At 72.9% G+C, this 17,644-nt stretch carries 16 protein-coding genes; 12 read left to right on the top strand and 4 right to left on the bottom strand.

Annotated elements, in window-relative coordinates; genetic code table 11:
- Positions 1-16: 16 nt before the first annotated feature.
- Positions 17-1,000 (top strand): ArsR/SmtB family transcription factor, encoded by a 984-nt coding sequence (locus B086_RS0137025; RefSeq protein WP_018571494.1) that lies wholly within the window; start codon positions 17-19, stop codon positions 998-1,000.
- Between the two features lie 85 nt (positions 1,001-1,085).
- Here B086_RS0137025 and B086_RS0137020 read toward each other — a convergent pair whose 3' ends face one another.
- Positions 1,086-1,382 carry an MTH1187 family thiamine-binding protein gene (locus B086_RS0137020; protein ID WP_018571493.1) on the bottom strand — a complete coding sequence of 99 codons (297 nt, stop codon included), beginning with the start codon at positions 1,380-1,382 and terminating at the stop codon, positions 1,086-1,088.
- Positions 1,379-1,723 (bottom strand): DUF3817 domain-containing protein, encoded by a 345-nt coding sequence (locus B086_RS0137015; protein ID WP_018571492.1) that lies wholly within the window; start codon positions 1,721-1,723, stop codon positions 1,379-1,381. The genes B086_RS0137020 and B086_RS0137015 overlap by 4 nt, the downstream gene beginning before the upstream one ends.
- Before the next feature lie 225 nt (positions 1,724-1,948).
- Here B086_RS0137015 and B086_RS0137010 point away from each other — a divergent pair, with 225 nt between their 5' ends.
- From B086_RS0137010 to B086_RS0136995, 4 genes are all read left to right on the top strand, one after another.
- Entirely contained in the window at positions 1,949-2,581 is a 633-nt protein-coding gene (locus B086_RS0137010; protein WP_037874554.1) for an AIM24 family protein, read from the top strand.
- A gap of 1 nt (position 2,582) precedes the next feature.
- Complete coding sequence (locus B086_RS0137005) at positions 2,583-3,233, top strand: AIM24 family protein (RefSeq protein ID WP_018571490.1); 651 nt, start codon at positions 2,583-2,585, stop codon at positions 3,231-3,233.
- Positions 3,230-4,039, top strand: coding sequence for an AIM24 family protein (locus tag B086_RS0137000; protein WP_018571489.1), 810 nt, complete (start codon positions 3,230-3,232; stop codon positions 4,037-4,039). The genes B086_RS0137005 and B086_RS0137000 overlap by 4 nt, the downstream gene beginning before the upstream one ends.
- A gap of 95 nt (positions 4,040-4,134) precedes the next feature.
- Entirely contained in the window at positions 4,135-4,611 is a 477-nt protein-coding gene (locus tag B086_RS0136995) for a MarR family winged helix-turn-helix transcriptional regulator (RefSeq protein ID WP_018571488.1), read from the top strand.
- A gap of 676 nt (positions 4,612-5,287) precedes the next feature.
- On the opposite strand, the gene meaB is transcribed toward B086_RS0136995, so the two are convergent.
- Both meaB and B086_RS0136985 read right to left on the bottom strand, forming a co-directional pair.
- On the bottom strand, positions 5,288-6,244 hold the full coding sequence (meaB, locus tag B086_RS0136990) for a methylmalonyl Co-A mutase-associated GTPase MeaB (protein ID WP_018571487.1): 957 nt from the start codon (positions 6,242-6,244) through the stop codon (positions 5,288-5,290).
- Positions 6,245-6,388: 144 nt separating this feature from the next.
- A complete protein-coding gene (locus B086_RS0136985) occupies positions 6,389-7,597 on the bottom strand; it encodes an acetyl-CoA C-acetyltransferase (RefSeq protein ID WP_086024381.1) in 1,209 nt (402 codons plus the stop codon).
- 150 nt (positions 7,598-7,747) lie between these two features.
- On the opposite strand from B086_RS0136985, the gene mce reads away from it, so the two are divergent.
- The 7 genes from mce to B086_RS0136950 all read left to right on the top strand — a co-directional run bounded on the left by mce (position 7,748) and on the right by B086_RS0136950 (position 17,627).
- Positions 7,748-8,188 (top strand): methylmalonyl-CoA epimerase, encoded by a 441-nt coding sequence (mce, locus tag B086_RS0136980; protein WP_018571485.1) that lies wholly within the window; start codon positions 7,748-7,750, stop codon positions 8,186-8,188.
- A 209-nt stretch (positions 8,189-8,397) separates the two neighbouring features.
- The gene (gene scy, locus B086_RS0136975; RefSeq protein ID WP_018571484.1) at positions 8,398-12,345 is read left to right on the top strand and encodes a polarized growth protein Scy; all 3,948 of its coding nucleotides are present in this window, start codon (positions 8,398-8,400) and stop codon (positions 12,343-12,345) included.
- A gap of 206 nt (positions 12,346-12,551) precedes the next feature.
- Positions 12,552-13,487, top strand: a complete 936-nt coding sequence (locus B086_RS0136970) for a DivIVA domain-containing protein (protein WP_018571483.1) — start codon at positions 12,552-12,554, stop codon at positions 13,485-13,487.
- Between the two features lie 125 nt (positions 13,488-13,612).
- Entirely contained in the window at positions 13,613-14,617 is a 1,005-nt protein-coding gene (locus tag B086_RS0136965) for an ABC transporter ATP-binding protein (protein ID WP_018571482.1), read from the top strand.
- Between the two features lie 3 nt (positions 14,618-14,620).
- Positions 14,621-15,391, top strand: coding sequence for an ABC transporter permease (locus tag B086_RS0136960; RefSeq protein WP_018571481.1), 771 nt, complete (start codon positions 14,621-14,623; stop codon positions 15,389-15,391).
- 155 nt (positions 15,392-15,546) lie between these two features.
- On the top strand, positions 15,547-16,746 hold the full coding sequence (locus B086_RS0136955) for an ABC transporter ATP-binding protein (RefSeq protein ID WP_018571480.1): 1,200 nt from the start codon (positions 15,547-15,549) through the stop codon (positions 16,744-16,746).
- Positions 16,743-17,627 (top strand): ABC transporter permease, encoded by an 885-nt coding sequence (locus B086_RS0136950; RefSeq protein ID WP_018571479.1) that lies wholly within the window; start codon positions 16,743-16,745, stop codon positions 17,625-17,627. The genes B086_RS0136955 and B086_RS0136950 overlap by 4 nt, the downstream gene beginning before the upstream one ends.
- The last annotated feature ends 17 nt before the right edge of the window (positions 17,628-17,644 follow it).

Here is a 17,644-nt window from a genome sequence, read left to right as displayed (position 1 = left end):
GGTGGGGTGGTGCCGGGTGCCGTTCCGGCTGCGTTTCGGTGACGAGGATCTGCTGCGGTGCCGGTTCGCGCTGTCGCCGCTGTGGGAGACGCAGGAGGCGGTGCGCACGCTGGGCCGCCCGGACCGGCTGGGCTACCACCCGCACTGGCTGCGCAGCATCGGGGAGGCGGCGCGCGGTCTCGACCTGGGCCTGCTGCGGCTGGTGATGCCGCGCCGGGGGCACAGCCCGGACTTCCTGGGGCCGCCGCCGCTGGGCCCGGCGGCGACGTTCGAGGAGGAGATCGCGGCGGTGCGGGCGGCCGATCCGGTGGCGGCCCGGGAGGATCTGGCGCGGTCCCTGGCGGACACGCCGGGTGCGCTGCGCTCGCCGGGCGGCCGGGCGCTGCTGGCCGATCCGGCGCGCGCGGTGCGGGAGCTGGCCGACCTGCTGGAGGCCGCCTGGCATGTGCTGGTGGAGCCGGAGTGGCCGCGGCTGCGGGCGCTGCTGGAGGCCGACATCGTCTTCCACTCGCGGCGGCTGGCCGAGGTGGGCCTCGAAGCGCTGCTGCCGGAGCTGGACCGGCGGCTGTCCTGGGACGGGCGGACGCTGACCGTGGACCGGCACGGCGAGTACGGGCGCGATCTGGGCGGGCAGGGGCTGGTGCTGATGCCGAGCGTGTTCTCGTGGCCGGACGTGATCAGCGGCTTCGAGCCGCCGTGGCAGCCGACGCTGGTCTATCCGGCCCGCGGCCTCGCGGGGCTGTGGACGGAGCCGGGCGCCGCCGGCGCGCAGGCGCTGGTACGGCTGCTGGGGCGGGGGCGGGCCGCGGTGCTGGGCGCGCTGGCCGACCCGGCGACGACGTCGGACCTGGCGCACCGGCTGCGGCTGGCCCCCTCGTCGGTGTCCGCGCATCTGGCGGTGCTGCGGGACGCGGGGCTGCTGACCTCGCGGCGGTACGGGCACCGGGTGCTGTACGAGCGGACGCCGCTGGGGATGGCGCTGGCGGCGCCCGGCGGGTGATCCGGGGTGCGCGGGCGGACGGGGTGCGCGGGCGGACGGGGTGCGAGCGCGCGCCCCCGCTCCCCGGCCCGTCCCGGGCTTCGGGCTACTCCCCCGCCAGGTGCCGTTCGACCGTCTCCACCTTGGTGGTGAGGCCGTCGGTGACGCCGGGGCGGATGTCGGCCTTGAGGACGAGGGAGACGCGCGGGGCGCGGGCCTCCACCGCGGCCACGGCGCGCCGGACCACGTCCATGACCTCGTCCCACTCGCCCTCGACGGAGGTGAACATGGCGTCGGTGCGGTTCGGCAGGCCCGACTCGCGCACGACCCGGACGGCGTCGGCGACGTACTCGCCCACGTCCTCGCCGACGCCCAGCGGGGTGACGGAGAAGGCGACGATCACGCGTTCACCACTCCTTCGCGGCGGGCGCGGGAGGCGATGACCGCGTCCTCGGCCTCGCGCTTGAGCTTGCGCTCGGCGAAGAAGCCGCCGGTGGGCAGGACCGAGAGCACGAAGTAGAGGGCGGCGGTCTTCAGCGGCCACTTGGTGCGGTTCCAGGCGTCGGCCCAGAAGAGCACGTAGAGGACGAAGAGGATGCCGTGGATCGCGCCCATCGCGGGGACCGCGTTGAAGTCGGTGGTCCGCTTCAGGACCGAGCAGACCAGCAGGAGCAGGAAGCTGACCGCCTCGGGGGCGGAGACCAGGCGGAGGCGTCGGAGGGCGGTGGCGGTCTTGATGTCCACGGGTCACCTTCGGGGGGATTCGGCGGGATGCGGCGGGAGACGGCCGGGAGCTGCGGCCGGGTTTGTGAACGCAGGCACAAAGTTCCGTCCATTGTGGCAAACCGCCGGGGGTGCTCGGCCCCTAGGGGTGGAGGTCGGGGATTTCTCCACCCGGGGCGGGGGGCGGTCTCCGCCCGTGGGTGCTGTCGGCGGCGGCCCGTTCGCCGCTACCTTCACTCCGTGGCGATGTTCCGACTGCAAGGCAGCAAGGTGCTCGCCGTCGACATGACCGGGGATGCCGTGAAGGCGAAGAACGGCTCGATGGTCGCGTACGACGGTCAGATGGCCTTCAAGAAGCTGACGGGTGGCGGTGAGGGGCTGCGGGGGATGGTGACGCGGCGGATCACCGGCGAGCAGATGACGGTGATGGAGGTGCGGGGGCAGGGGACCTGCTGGTTCGCGGACCGGGCGTCCGAGATCAATCTCGTCCGCCTCCAGGGGGAGAAGCTGTATGTCGAGTCGAGCAATCTGCTGGCGACGGACGCGGGACTGAGGACGGGCACGACGTTCACCGGGCTGCGCGGCGCCTCGCAGGGCAACGGGCTGTTCACGACCACCGTCGAGGGCAGCGGCCAGGCGGCGATCATGTCGGACGGCCCCGCCGTGGTGCTCCGGGTGAGCGCGCAGTACCCGCTGACCGTCGACCCGGGCGCCTATATCGCGCACCAGGGAAATCTGCGGCAGACGTTCCAGTCCGGGGTGACCTTCCGCACATTCCTCGGGGAGGGCGGCGGCGAGGCGTTCCAGATCCGCTTCGAGGGGGACGGCCTGGTCTACGTCCAGCCGAGCGAGCGGAACACGATCGCGGGGGACGCGTGAGATGACCTTCCGGGAGATCAACTCGAAGATGGTCGAGGCCACGCTGGTGCCGGGGCAGCGGCTGTTCAGCCAGCGGGGCGCGATGCTGGCGTACCGGGGCGACGTGTCGTTCACCCCGAACATCCAGGGCGGTCAGGGCGGGGTGATGTCCATGATCGGGCGCCGCGTCGCGGGCGAGGCCACCCCGCTGATGACGGTGGAGGGCAGCGGCACGGTCTTCTTCGGGCACGGCGGCCACCACATCCAGGTGATCGGACTGTCCGGCGACACGCTGTACGTGGAGGCCGACCGCCTGCTCGCCTTCGAGGGCACGCTCCAGCAGGGCACGATGTTCATGGGCTCGCAGGGCGGGATCATGGGCATGGTGCGCGGCCAGGTGACCGGCCAGGGACTGTTCACGACCACCCTGAAGGGGCACGGCGCGGTGGCGGTGATGGCGCACGGCGGGGTGCTGGAGATCCCGGTCACCCCGCAGCGGCCCGTCCATGTCGACCCGCAGGCCTACGTCGCCCATCACGGCGACGTCCGCAACAAGCTGTCGACCGCGCTGGGCTGGCGGGACATGGTGGGCCGGGGTTCGGGCGAGGCGTTCCAGCTGGAGCTGAGCGGCAGCGGCATGGTCTACGTCCAGGCGTCGGAGGAGAAGCTGTGAGCGCGTACGGAACGCCCGGCGCCGGGCCCGTGGTGTACGACCCGATGACACTGCCGGCCGACGACAACGTGAACCACTACACCTTCTGTGTGGAGCTGAAGGGGAGCCAGTGGTTCCTCCAGAAGGGGAAGATGATCGCCTACTACGGGGCGATCGAGTTCAACGGCTTTGGACACGGGCGGCTCGACCGGCTGCTGCGCACCTCGTTCCATTCGCCTCTGCACGCCGCGGACTGGGTGGTGGCGGAGGGTTCGGGGAAGATGCTCCTCGCCGACCGGGCCTTCGATGTGAACTCGTACGACCTGGAGGACGGCAATCTGACCATTCGCTCGGGCAACCTGCTTGCTTTTGAGCCAAGTCTCGCGCTGAAGCAGTCGATCGTTCCGGGCTTCCTCACGCTGATCGGAACCGGAAAATTCGTGGCCGCGTCGAACGGCCCGGTGGTCTTCATGGAACCGCCGATCCGGGTGGACCCGCAGGCGCTGGTCGGCTGGGCCGACTGCCCCTCCCCGTGCCACCACTACGACCATGGCTATCTGACGGGCGTACTGGGCGGCCTACGTGCGATGACGGGGCTCGGCGGGGCCTCCGGCGAGGAGCACCAGTTCGAGTTCGTCGGGGCCGGTACGGTGCTGCTCCAGTCGTCGGAGGCGCTGATGGCGGAGCAGGCCGTGGGGGCGCCCCCGGCCGAGCCCGGGGTGCCGGGCGGGACCGGTCCGGCCGGTCATGGACAGCAGGGACAGCAGGCGGGCTCACCGCGCCTTCCCGGACAGCTGGGAGACCTCCAGCGTCGCTTCGGGCTGTGAGCGGTAGTCTGCGGAGTGTGACGGCTCGAACGCGTGCGCGCCGTCATGCGACCCCCCATTAGTTCGCCTTTCAACTTCTTAGGTAGACTTCATTCATGGAGACCGACACGGCCACGCGCTGGCTGACCAATGCGGAGCAGTGCGCCTGGCGCACCCACCTGGAGGTCAACAGGCTGTTGACGTACCAGCTCGAAAGAGACCTCCAGCCCTTCGGTCTGACGTTGAACGACTACGAGATCCTGGTGAATCTCTCCGAGTCGGAGGACGTGCGGATGCGGATGAGCGACCTCGCCTCCGCCACGCTCCAGTCCAAGAGCCGCCTCTCGCACCAGATCACCCGCATGGAGAACGCGAACCTGGTGCGCCGCGAGAACTGCGAGTCCGACCGCCGCGGGCTGTTCGCCGTCCTCACCGAGCACGGCATGGAGACCATGCAGAAGGTCGCCCCGCACCATGTGGCGTCCGTGCGGCGGCACTTCATCGATCTGCTGGACCCGGAGGCCCTGACAGAGCTGAGCAAGGCGCTCAAGCCCATCGCGGAGCACCTGCGCGGCCAGCGGGGCCGCCCGTAGCCGTGACGGGGACCGCACTCCGGCTCCGGCTCCGGCTCCGGCCCTGACCGGCCTCGGCCCTGACCCCCGGACCGCGTTCCCGGGCCGGCGCCCGGAGCCCGGCGGTCACGGCCCGGCGGGACGGGCACTACGCGTAGGGCCTCGGGCCTCGGGAGGCAGTCGGCCGGACCCGGCAGCATCCCGGCATGCGGGGTGGCTGGCACCGGCCCCGCTCGCCGCGAGGGCGCGGGGCCATCCGCCAGGACCAGCGTCGCCCCGTCCCGTCGGGCCGCGGCCCCAGGGGCCCTACGCCACGCCGGGCCCGAGGGCCATGCGGGGACAAGCACCCCGCGGGCTCGCGGCCGTGCGGCGCGGCGCCGCCGTTCCGGGCCCGGCGCAGGCCGAACCGGCGGAGCGGGAGAGGTCCGCGCTCGGCCCGGCGGGCGCGATCCGCCGCGCCCGACAGGTCCGGGTGGGCCCGGTCCGCCGGGCACGGACCCGTACGGCCGGGCGGGGGCCCGTAGGAAGCGGGCACGGACCCGTAGGAAGGTGGGCCCGGTCTGCCGGGCCGGAAGGCTGAGAGCCCTCGGCGGGCCGTCGCTCACGCCCCCTACGGCCGGGAGCCCCCGAATCCAGTCCCCAGCCCTGACTCGGTCCCGGTCCCGGTCCCGGTCCTGGGCCTGGGCCTGGGCCGGTCCTACCCCTGGGTCAGGCCCGCGACCAGTTCGTCCGCCGCGCGGTACGGGTCCAGGTCGCCGGTGACGATGCGTTCGGCGAGGGCGCTGAGGCGGCGGTCGCCGTGCAGGTCGCCGATGCGTTCGCGCAGGGCCGTGACGGCGATCGTCTCGACCTCGCGGGCCGCGCGGGCGCGGCGGCGCTCGGCGAGGACGCCGCGCTCCTCCATCCACGCCCGGTGCTTCTCCAGGGCCTCGACGACCTCGTCGATGCCCTCGCCGCGGGCGGCCACCGTCTTGACGATGGGCGGCCGCCAGTCGCCGGGACCGCGGGCCTCGCCCAGGCCCAGCATGTGGTTCAGCTCGCGGGCGGTGGCGTCCGCGCCGTCCCGGTCGGCCTTGTTGACGACGTAGACGTCGCCGATCTCCAGGATCCCGGCCTTGGCCGCCTGGATGCCGTCGCCCATCCCGGGCGCCAGCAGCACCACGCTGGTGTCCGCCTGGGAGGCGATCTCCACCTCCGACTGGCCGACCCCGACCGTCTCCACCAGGACCACGTCGCAGCCGGCCGCGTCCAGCACCCGGATCGCCTGCGGCGCGGCCCAGGCCAGGCCGCCCAGATGGCCGCGGGTCGCCATCGAGCGGATGTACACACCGGGGTCCGAGGCGTGCTCCGACATGCGGACCCGGTCGCCGAGCAGCGCGCCGCCGGAGAACGGGGAGGACGGGTCCACGGCGAGCACGCCGACCCGTCGGCCCTGCTTGCGGTAGGCCGTCACCAGCGCCGAGGTGGAGGTCGACTTGCCGACCCCGGGCGAGCCGGTCAGACCGACCACATAGGCGTTGCCGGTGAGCGGCGCGAGCGCCGCCATGACCTCCCTGAGCTGCGGTGACGCCCCCTCCACCAGGGAGATCAGCCGGGCCACGGCCCGCGGCCGGCCGTCCCTGGCCTGGGCCACCAGAGAGGAGACGTCCTGCATCACAGCTCCGTTCACGTGTTCCGCGCCGATCTCACGAACGTACGCGGAGGATCGGTCGGGGGGATACCCCGGACACCCCGCTCACCGGGGGTCCGGGTCCGGCCGCACACCGGGCCGGGGCGGCCCTCAGGCGCCGGGCGGCCCTCAGGCCCCGGGCACCTTGACGATCAGCGCGTCGCCCTGGCCGCCGCCGCCGCACAGCGCCGCCGCGCCCACGCCGCCGCCGCGCCGCTTCAGCTCCAGCGCCAGGTGCAGCACGAGCCGGGCGCCGGACATCCCGATCGGGTGACCCAGGGCGATGGCGCCGCCGTTCACGTTCACCCTTTCCGTGGACACGCCGAGGTCCTTCATTGACTGCACGGCCACCGCGGCGAACGCCTCGTTGATCTCGATCAGATCGAGGTCGGAGACCTCCAGGCCCTCCTTGCGCAGGGCGTGCAGGATCGCGTTGGACGGCTGGGACTGGAGGGAGTTGTCCGGACCGGCCACATTGCCGTGGGCGCCGATCTCGGCGATCCACTCCAGGCCCAGTTCCTCGGCCTCGGCCCTGCTCATCACGACCACGGCGGCGGCGCCGTCGGAGATCTGCGAGGAGGAACCGGCGGTGATCGTGCCGTCCTTGGCGAAGGCCGGGCGCAGCCGGGCCAGCGACTCGGCGGTGGTGTCGCCGCGGATGCCCTCGTCCTTGCTGAAGAGCACCGGGTCGCCCTTGCGCTGCGGGATCTCCACGGGGGTGATCTCGGCCTCGAAGACGCCGTTCTTCTGGGCGGCGGCGGCGCGCTGGTGGGACAGGGCGGCGATCTCGTCCTGCTCGGCGCGGCCGATGCCCAGACGGGTGTTGTGCTTCTCGGTCGACTCCCCCATCGGGATGGTCTCCCAGGGGTCGGTCAGACCGTCGTGGGCCATCGAGTCGAGCATCTCCACCGCGCCGTACTTGAAGCCCTCGCGGGACTTGGGCAGCAGGTGGGGGGCGTTGGTCATGGACTCCTGGCCGCCGGCCACGACGATGTCGAACTCGCCCGCGCGGATGAGCTGGTCGGCCAGCGCGATGGCGTCCAGGCCCGAGAGGCACACCTTGTTGACGGTGAGCGCGGGCACGCTCATCGGGATGCCCGCCTTCACCGCGGCCTGCCGGGCGGGGATCTGGCCCGCGCCGGCCTGGAGCACCTGGCCCATGATCACGTACTGGACCTGGTCGCCCCCGATGCCGGCGCGGTCCAGGGCCGCCTTGATCGCGAACGCGCCCAGATCCGCGCCGGAGAACGACTTGAGCGAGCCGAGCAGCCGGCCCATGGGCGTACGGGCGCCCGCGACGATCACCGAACCGGTCGTACCGGAGTTTCCAGAAGCCATGAGCTGCGATTCCCCTTACCGGCCTGCACAGCCGAGGAGTGAACGAGGGTTTACTTCGAATGTACTGAGCGGCGGTCCGCCCCGTCATCGGGCCGTCGGTGTGATCGCGCGCACGTTGCGTAACCATCCGATCGGCGCTGCACTGAGTCCATGCTGACGCGAATCGACCACATCGGGATCGCCTGCCACGACCTCGACGCGACCGTCGAGTTCTACCGGGCGACGTACGGCTTCGAGGTGTTCCACACCGAGGTCAACGACGAGCAGGGCGTGCGCGAGGCCATGCTCAAGATCAACGAGACGTCCGACGGCGGCGCCTCCTACCTCCAGCTCCTGGAACCGACCCGCGAGGACTCCGCCGTCGGGAAGTGGCTCGCGAAGAACGGCGAGGGCGTGCATCACATCGCCTTCGGCACCGCGGACGTCGACGCGGACGCCGCCGGCATCCGCGACAAGGGCGTGCGGGTCCTCTACGAGGAGCCGCGACGCGGCTCCATGGGGTCACGGATCACCTTCCTGCACCCCAAGGACTGCCATGGCGTCCTCACAGAACTCGTCACTTCGGCGCCCGTTGGGACGGCCGAGCACTGACCGACCTACATAAGGGCCGGTAGGGTTGGGGGCGATCGTCCGCTCAGCGGGCCGATCGCTTTCCGGGGTCCACGTTTCGGGGGACGGACGACGGGGCAGCAGCCCATGCTCCGCCGTTGATCTGACACCATTCCCCGGGGGCCCCGTCCGGCGGATGGACGGAGCTCGTTTGGACAGGCTTGCGACCAGGGGACGGATGGGACCGCGCAGTGCGGGGCTACGAACGCCAGGAGCGAGAGCCGGCGGCTGACGTCGACCACCTCTCTCGGTTCGAGGCCGAGATGGATCGGCTGAAGACCGAGCGGGAGAAGGCGATCCAGCACGCCGAGGACCTCGGCTACCAGGTCGAGGTGCTGCGCGCCAAGCTGCACGAGGCGCGCCGCACCATCATGACCCGGCCCGCCTACGACAGCGCCGACATCGGTTACCAGGCCGAGCAGTTGCTGCGGCAGGCGCAGGTGCAGGCCGAGCAGATCCGCGCCGACGCCGAGCGCGAGCTGAGCCAGGCGCGGGCGCAGACCCAGCGCATCCTCCAGGAGCACGCCGAGGAGGCCGCCCGGCTCCAGGCGGAGCTGCACCAGGAGGCGGTGAACCGGCGCCAGCAGCTCGACCAGGAGCTGGCCGAGCGCCGCCAGACCGTCGAGTCCCACGTCAACGAGAACGTGGCCTGGGCCGAGCAGTTGCGCGCCCGTACCGAGCAGCAGGCCCGCCGGCTGCTGGACGAGTCCCGCGCCGAGGCCGAGCAGGCGATGTCCGCCGCCCGCGCCGAGGCCGAGCGGCTGACCGCCGAGGCCCGGCAGCGGCTGCGCACCGAGGCCGAGTCGGCGCGCGCGGAGGCCGAGCAGCTGCTGCGCCGGGCCCGCGCCGACGCCGAGCGGCTGCTGGGCGCCGCCGCCGGCCAGGCGCAGGAGGCCACCGACCACGCCGAGCGGCTGCGCAGCAGCACGGCGAGCGAGTCGGAGGCCGCCCGCCGCCAGGCCACCGAGCTGAGCCGGGCCGCCGAGCAGCGGATGACGGAGGCCGAGGAGGCGCTGCGCAAGGCGCAGACCGAGGCCGAGAAGCTGGTCACCGAGGCCGAGGAGAGCGCGGCCAAGACGCTGGCCGGCGCCGAGTCGGCCAACGAGCAGCGCACGCGCACCGCCAAGGAGCAGGTCGCCCGGCTGGTCGAGGAGGCCACCAAGGAGGCCGAGTCCACCCGGTCCGAGGCCGAGCAGTTGGTGGCCGACGCCCGCGCCGAGGCGGAGAAGATCCTCGCCGAGGCCGCGGAGAAAGCCCGTACGGCCACCGCCGAGGAGACCGCCACTCAGCTGTCCAAGGCGGCGAAGACCGCCGAGGAGGTGCTGGACAAGGCGTCCGAGAACGCCAAGCGGACCACCAGGGCGGCCGCCGAGGAGGCCGAGCGGATCCGCACCGAGGCGGAGGCCGAGGCGGACCGGCTGCGCGCCGAGGCGCACGACATCGCCGAGGAGCTCAAGGGCGCGGCGAAGGACGACACCAAGGAGTACCGCGCCAAGACCGTCGAGCTCCAGGAGGAGGCGCGGCGGCTGCGCGGCGAGGCCGAGCAGCTGCGTTCCGACGCGGTCGCCGAGGGCGAGAAGATCCGCGCGGAGGCCCGGCGCGAGGCCGTGGCGCAGATCGAGGAGGCGGCGAAGTCCGCCGAGGAGCTGCTCGCCAAGGCCAAGGCGGACGCCGACGAGCTGCGCGCCGGTGCGAGCGCGGACAGCGAGAAGGTCCGCACCGAGGCCATCGAGCGCGCCACGGTGCTGCGCCGGCAGGCCGAGGAGACGCTGGAGCGCGCCCGCGCGGAGGCCGAGCGGCTGCGCGCGGAGGCCGACGAGCACGCGGAGTCGGTGAAGGCGGACGCCGAGCGGGCCGCGACCGGGCTGCGCGAGGAGACCGAGCGGGCGCTCGCGGCCCGGCAGGCCGAGGCCACCGAGGAGCTGACCCGGCTGCACACCGAGGCCGAGGAGCGCCACACCGCCGCCGAGCAGGCGCTCACCGACGCCCGCGCGGAGGGCGAGCGGCTGCGCCGGGAGGCCGCCGAGGAGGCCGAGCGGCTGCGGACCGAGGCCGCCGAGCGGATCCGGGCGCTGCGCGAGCAGGCCGAGACGGAGGCCGAGCGGCTGCGCGACGAGGCCGCCGCGGACGCGTCCGCGTCCCGCGCCGAGGGCGAGAACGTGGCCGTGCGGCTGCGTTCGGAGGCCGCGGCGGAGGCGGAGCGGCTGAAGGCGGAGGCCCAGGACACCGCGGACCGGGTCCGCGCCGAGGCGCAGGCCGCCGCCGAGCGGCTGGGCGCGGAGGCGTCCGAGGCGCTGGCCGCCGCGCAGGAGGAGTCCGCCCGGCGCCGCCGCGAGGCCGAGGAACTGCTCGGTTCGGCCCGTCAGGAGGCCGGCCAGGAGCGGGAGCGGGCGCGCGAGCAGAGCGAGGAACTGCTGGCGTCGGCGCGCCGTCGGGTGGAGGAGGCGCAGGCCGAGGCCACCCGGCTGGTGGAGGAGGCCGACCGGCGGGCCACCGAGATGGTGTCGGCCGCCGAGACGCACGCGCAGCAGGTACGGGACTCCGTGGCCGGGCTGCACGAGCAGGCGCAGGAGGAGATCACCGGGCTGCGTTCGGCCGCCGAGCACGCGGCGGACCGTACCCGCCGGGAGGCCGAGGAGGAGTCGGACCGGGTCCGCGCCGACGCCTATGCCGAGCGGGAGCGGGCCAGCGAGGACGCGGCCCGGCTGCGGCGCGAGGCGGGCGAGGAGACCGAGGCCGCCAAGGCGCTCGCCGAGCGCACGGTGTCCGAGGCCATCGCGGAGGCCGAGCGGGTCCGCGCGGACGTCGCCGAGCACGCGCAGCGGATGCGTACCGAGGCGTCGGACACGATCGCGCAGGCCGAGCAGGACGCCACGCGCACGCGTGCGGACGCCCGGGACGACGCGAACCGGATCCGTTCGGACGCGGCGACGCAGGCGGACACGCTGATCTCCGAGGCGCGCGCGGAGGCCGAGCGGCTCCAGACGGAGACGGTCGCCGAGGCGGACCGGCTGCGCACGGAGACGATCACCGAGGCCGACCGGCTGCGCACGGAGACGGCGGCCGAGGCCGAGCGGGTGCGCACCGAGGCGCTGGCCGAGGCCGACCGGGTGCGGACCGGGTCCGTCGCCAAGGCGGAGAAGCTGATCTCGGACGCCACCGGGGACGCGGAGCGGCTGCGGGCCGAGGCCGCCGAGACGGTGGGCTCCGCGCAGTCGCGGGCCGAGCGGATCCGTACCGATTCCGAGCGGGTGCGGGCGGAGGCGGCGGCGGAGGCCGAGCGGCTGGTGACGGCCGCCCGCGAGGAGGCCGAGCGGACCCTGGACGAGGCCCGCAAGGACGCCAACAAGCGGCGTTCGGAGGCGGCCGAGCAGGTCGACAAGCTCATCAACGAGACCACGGCGGAGGCCGACAAGCTGCTCACCGAGGCACAGGCGAGCGCGGTCACGTCCAAGGCGGACGCGGAGGCGCAGGCCGACACGATGGTGGGCGCGGCCCGCCAGGAGGCCGAGCGGATCCTGTCCGAGGCGACGGTCCAGGGCAACTCCGCGGTGGAGAAGGCCCGTACGGACGCGGACGAGCTGCTGGTCGGGGCCCGCCGGGACGCCACCCAGATCCGGGAGCGCGCCGAGGAGCTGCGGGCGCGCCTCACCGCGGAGATCGAGGGGCTGCACGAGCGGGCCCGCCGGGAGGCGGCCGACACGATGAAGTCGACCGGGGACCGCTGCGACGCGCTGATCAAGGCGGCCGAGGAGCAGTTGGCGAAGGCGCAGGCCAAGGCCAAGGAGATCGTCTCGGACGCCAACTCCGAGGCGGGCAAGGTGCGTATCGCCGCGGTCAAGAAGGCCGAGGGGCTGCTCAAGGAGGCCGAGCAGAAGAAGGCCAAGCTCTCCAAGGAGGCCGAGGAGCTGAAGGCCGAGGCGGTCCAGGAGGCGCGGCGCACCGTCGAGGAGGGCAAGCGCGAGCTGGAGACCCTGGTGCGCAGGCGCGAGGACATCAACGCCGAGATCTCCCGGGTGCAGGACGTGCTGGAGGCGCTGGAGTCCTTCGAGGCGCCGGGGTCCGGGAAGGACGCCGGGGTCCGGGCGGGCGCGACGGTCGGAGCACCCCGTTCCGGGGAGAAGTCGTCAGAGGGGTAGTCAGAAGGTTAGCCTTTAGGGTGAATTCGGGGCCTCACGGGGGAGCTTCCGAAGGCTGCGCCGTGGTACTTGGCAAGCGCTGCGGCGGTCAGCCACTCAAAAGAGGTGTCATTCTCCAGATCAAACACGTATCCGCTCGATGACACACCGCTTCGGCCCCTAGGATTCGACCTATCACCTCACCGGTCTCATTCGACAGGAACCCCATGAGCGACACTTCCCCCTACGGCTTCGAGCATGTGCGGCGTGGGTACGACCGCGCTCAGGTGGACGATTACATCGCCAAGCTGGTCTCCGACCACGACAGGGCTCTCTCCCGTGTCACCACGCTGGAGAAGCGCATCGAGGAGCTCCACCTAGAGACGCAGAACGCCCAGGCCCAGATCACCGACGCCGAGCCGTCGTACGCCGGTCTGGGCGCGCGCGTCGAGAAGATCCTCCGCCTCGCCGAGGAGGAGGCCAAGGATCTGCGCGAGGAGGCGCGGCGCGCGGCCGAGCAGCACCGCGAGCTGGCCGAGTCGGCGGCCCAGCAGGTCCGCAACGACGCCGAGTCCTTCGCCTCGGAGCGCAAGGCCAAGGCCGAGGACGAGGGCGTCCGGATCGTCGAGAAGGCCAAGAGCGACGCCTCGCAGCTGCGCAGCGAGGCACAGAAGGACGCGCAGTCCAAGCGGGAGGAGGCGGACGCCCTCTTCGAGGAGACCCGCGCCAAGGCCGCGCAGGCCGCCGCGGACTTCGAGACGAACCTCGCCAAGCGCCGCGAGCAGTCCGAGCGCGACCTGGCGTCCCGCCAGCAGAAGGCGGAGAAGCGCCTCGCGGAGATCGAGCACCGCGCGGAGCAGCTGCGGCTGGAGGCGGAGAAGCTGCGCACCGACGCCGAGCGCCGGGCCCGGCAGACCGTGGAGACGGCGCAGCGCCAGGCCGAGGACATCGTGGCCGACGCCAACGCCAAGGCAGACCGCATCCGTTCGGAGTCCGAGCGGGAGCTGGCGGCGCTGACCAACCGCCGCGACTCGATCAACGCCCAGCTGACGAACGTCCGCGAGATGCTGGCGACGCTGACCGGTGCCGCGGTGGCCGCGGCGGGCACCCCCGCCGAGGACGAGCCGGTCTCCCGCGGGGTCCCCGCCCAGCAGACCCGGTAGGCACAGAGACAGACCCGGTGGACCGGGGCGGCGGCTCGGCCGCCCTCCGTCGCGGGGCCGGTCGCCGTCGAGCCCCCCGTCGCCTTCCGGTGGCGGGGGGCTCGGCGCGCCCTTAGCGTGGCCGCATGATCGAACTGGCGGGGCTGACCAAGCGCTACGGCGAGAAGGTGGCGGTCGACGACCTCACGTTCACGGTGCGGCCGGGCACCGTCACCGGATTCCTGGGGCCCAACGGGGCCGGGAAGTCGACGACCATGCGGATGATCCTGGGGCTCGATCACCCCACCGGCGGGGACGTGCGCATCGACGGCCGGCACTACCACGAGCTGACGGACCCGCTGACGTACATCGGCGCCCTGCTGGACGCCAAGGCCGTGCACGGCGGGCGCAGCGCCTACCACCATCTGCTGTGCCTGGCGCAGAGCAACGGCATCCCCGAGCGCCGGGTGCACGAGGTGCTGGAGACGGTGGGGCTGGCGGCGGTGGCCCGGAAGAAGGCCAAGGGCTTCTCGCTCGGCATGAGCCAGCGCCTGGGCATCGCGGGCGCGCTGCTGGGCGATCCGCGGATCCTGATGTTCGACGAGCCGGTCAACGGGCTCGACCCGGAGGGCATCCACTGGATCCGCTCTCTGATGCAGTCGCTGGCCGCCGAGGGCCGTACGGTCTTCGTCTCCTCGCACCTGATGAGCGAGATGGCGCTGACCGCCGACCACCTCGTGGTCATCGGGCAGGGGCGGCTGCTGGCGGACACCTCCATGGCGGACTTCATCGCGCGCAACTCGCGCTCGCACGTCCGGGTCCGCACCCCCGACCGGGAGCGGCTGCTGGACGCGCTGCACCGGGCCGGGATCCAGGTCGTGCAGGGCGGTGACGGGGCGCTGGAGGTGGACGGCGGCCGGTCCGAGGAGATCGGTGAGCTGGCCGCCCGCCACCAGGTGGTGCTGCACGAGCTGAGCAGCCGGCAGTCCTCGCTGGAGGAGGCGTTCATGCGGCTGACCGCCTCGTCGGTGGAGTACCACGCGCACGCGGAGCCGGCCGAGCGGCCGTGGGGCGCGGACTGGAGCACGCGGACCGGACCGCCGCCCGAGGGGACCGTACGGGACGCGGCGCCGACGACGGTGGAGGGCTGAGACATGGCGGCGACCCAGGTGATCCGCTCGGAGTGGACGAAGATCCGGTCGGTGGCGTCGACGGTGTGGACGCTGTCCCTCGCCGTGGTCGTCACCCTCGCCCTCGGCATGCTGATCTCGGCGCTCTCGCGCAACGAGTTCGGGAACATGCCCGCGCGGGAGCGGCTCTCCTTCGACCCGACCTTCGTCAGCTTCGCGGGCATGACCATCGGGCAGCTCGCGATGATCGTGTTCGGGGTGCTGGTGGTGTCCAACGAGTACAGCACCGGCATGATCCGCACCTCGCTGGCCGCCGTGCCGCGGCGCGGGGCGTTCCTGGCGAGCAAGGTGGCCGTGGCCGCGGCCCTGGCGCTGCTGGTCGGCATGGCCACCAGCTTCGCCGCGTTCTTCCTCGGGCAGGCGATGCTCGGCCCGCTGAGGACCACGATCACCGCGCCCGGTGTGCTGGGCGCGGTCATCGGCGGCGGGCTCTACATGACGCTGATCGCGGTGTTCTCGATGGCGGCCGCGGTGATGCTGCGCTCCCCGCTGCTGTCACTGGGCATCCTGATGCCGTTCTTCTTCCTGATCTCCAACATCCTGGGCAATGTCTCGGCGACGAAGAAGGTCGGCCAGTACCTGCCGGACCAGGCGGGCAGCCGCATCCTGCGGGTCCTCCCCCGGGTCGGCGACGACACCCCCTACGGTCCCTGGGGCGGTCTCGGCATCATGGCGCTGTGGGTGATCGCGGCGCTCGCGGCCGGCTACGCGCTGCTGCGCAGGCGAGACGCCTGAGGACGGAACGCCGCAGATCCTGACGTACCGGGCCGCCCTGGCTTTACCTTCTTTTGGCCGGAACCGTCAGCGCCCGGATAAGCTCCTAAGCCTTACGGGGGCGTGTGCCCCGCTGTCCTGAACCTGGGACGGCCACCTTCCGATGGGACCGGAGCATGATCGAGGCAGTCGGCCTGACCAAGCGCTACGGCGCCAAGACCGCCGTATCCAACCTCTCCTTCCAGGTACGGCCCGGTGCCGTCACCGGCTTCCTCGGGCCGAACGGCTCGGGCAAGTCGACGACCATGCGGATGATCCTCGGCCTGGACAACCCGACCGCGGGCTCGGTGACGATCGGCGGCTATCCCTACCGGCGGCTGCCCAACGCCCCGCGCCAGGTGGGCGCCCTGCTGGACGCCAAAGCGGTGCACGGCGGCCGGACCGCCCGCAACCACCTGCTGTCGCTGGCGCAGCTGTCGGGCATCCCGGCCCGCCGGGTGGACGAGGTGCTGGGCGTGGTCGGTCTCCAGGAGGTGGCCCGCAGGCGCTCCAAGGGCTTCTCGCTCGGCATGGGGCAGCGGCTCGGCATCGCGGCGGCACTGCTGGGCGATCCGCAGGTGCTGCTCTTCGACGAGCCGGTCAACGGCCTCGACCCGGAGGGCATCCTCTGGGTGCGCAATCTGATGAAGTCGCTGGCCGCCGAGGGCCGGACCGTGTTCGTCTCCTCGCATCTGATGAGCGAGATGGCGCTGACCGCGGACCATCTGATCGTCATCGGGCGCGGGCAGCTCCTCGCCGACATGAGTGTGACGGACTTCATCTCCGCGAACTCCGCCGACTTCGCCCGGGTCCGCGTTCCCGACACCGAGCCGCGGCAGCGGGAGAAGCTGTCGTCCGCGCTGACCGGCGCGGGCGGGCAGGTGCTGCCCGAGCAGGACGGCGCGCTGCGGGTGACGGGGCTGGCGCTGCCCCGCATCAGCGACCTCGCGCACGAGGCCGGCGTCCGGCTGTGGGAGCTGTCCCCGCACCAGGCCTCCCTGGAGGAGGCGTACATGCGGATGACGCAGTCGGTGGTCGACTACCGCTCGACGACCGACGCCAAGTCCGGTCTGATGCAGCCCCTGCCGCCCGGCGCGCAGCCGCCGGTGCCGGTGCCGGGCCAGGGCCAGCCCGGCTGGTACGCCCCGCCGCCGCCCCAGGCGCAGCCCGCCGCGGGCCCCTACGGCGGCCCGCCCCAGCCGTACGCGGGCGCGGGGGCACCGAACCCGTACGCGGGCGCCGCCCAGCCCCCGGCACCGGCCGCCGCACCGGCTCCGGCACCCGCACCCGCACCCGCACCCGCAGCAGACGTCACCCAGTCCGAGGACGCCCGATGAGCACGCCGCAGACTCCGATGCCGCCGACTCCGCAGCCCGCCTGGCAGGCGGGGGCGCCGTCCGCACCGTCCGTCCTGCCCGGTTACACCTCGCCGATCCCGGTCGTGCGGACGCATCTGGGGCACGCGCTCGCCTCGGAGTGGACGAAGATCAAGTCGGTGCGCTCCACGATGTGGACGCTGGGTGTGTTCATCGTGCTGGTGGTCGGCGTCGGGCTGCTGGTCGGCGGGGTCGTCGCGCACTCCTCCGCCGACATGTCCGGCGACGACAACGTCCTGACGCTGGGCTTCATCGGGGTGCTCCTGGGCAGCATCTGCATCATCACGCTCGGCGTACTGACCACCGCCTCCGAGTACGGCACCGGCATGATCCGCACCACCATGACCGCCTGCCCCAGCCGGGGCCGGGTGCTGGTGGCGAAGGCCCTGGTGTTCTTCCTGCTCTCCTTCGTCATCACGCTGGCGTGCACCGCGCTGGTCGCGGTCGCCCAGACGGCGATGCTGGACGGCAGCGGCGCGCGGCGGCCGACCGGCGGCGAGTGGTTCAAGGCCACGGTCGGCGTCAGCTTCTACCTGGCGCTGCTGGGGCTGGTCTCGCTGCTCATCGGCTCGGTGCTGCGGCACTCGGCGGGCGGCATCACCATCATGATCGGGGTGGTGCTGGCGCCGCTGGTCATCGCGCTGTTCATGTTCACGCGCTCGCTGGAGCCGGTGCGCACCGCGCTGTTCGAGTACTCCATCCCGAACCAGCTCGGTGTCTTCTACTCCAGCTCGCTGAGCGATTCCGGCCCGGCGGGCTGGGATCCGCTGTGGATCATCCTCGGGGTGACCGCAGCGGTCGGCGCCGGCGCCTGGGCGCTGCTGCGGGAGCGGGACGTGTAGAAAGCCGTACGGGCCCC

This window comes from Streptomyces sp. PsTaAH-124 (assembly GCF_000373685.1).
Lineage (GTDB): Bacteria > Actinomycetota > Actinomycetes > Streptomycetales > Streptomycetaceae > Streptomyces > Streptomyces andamanensis.
The sequence above is the reverse complement of the archived record's forward strand: the minus strand, read 5'-3'. Positions and strand labels throughout refer to the sequence as shown.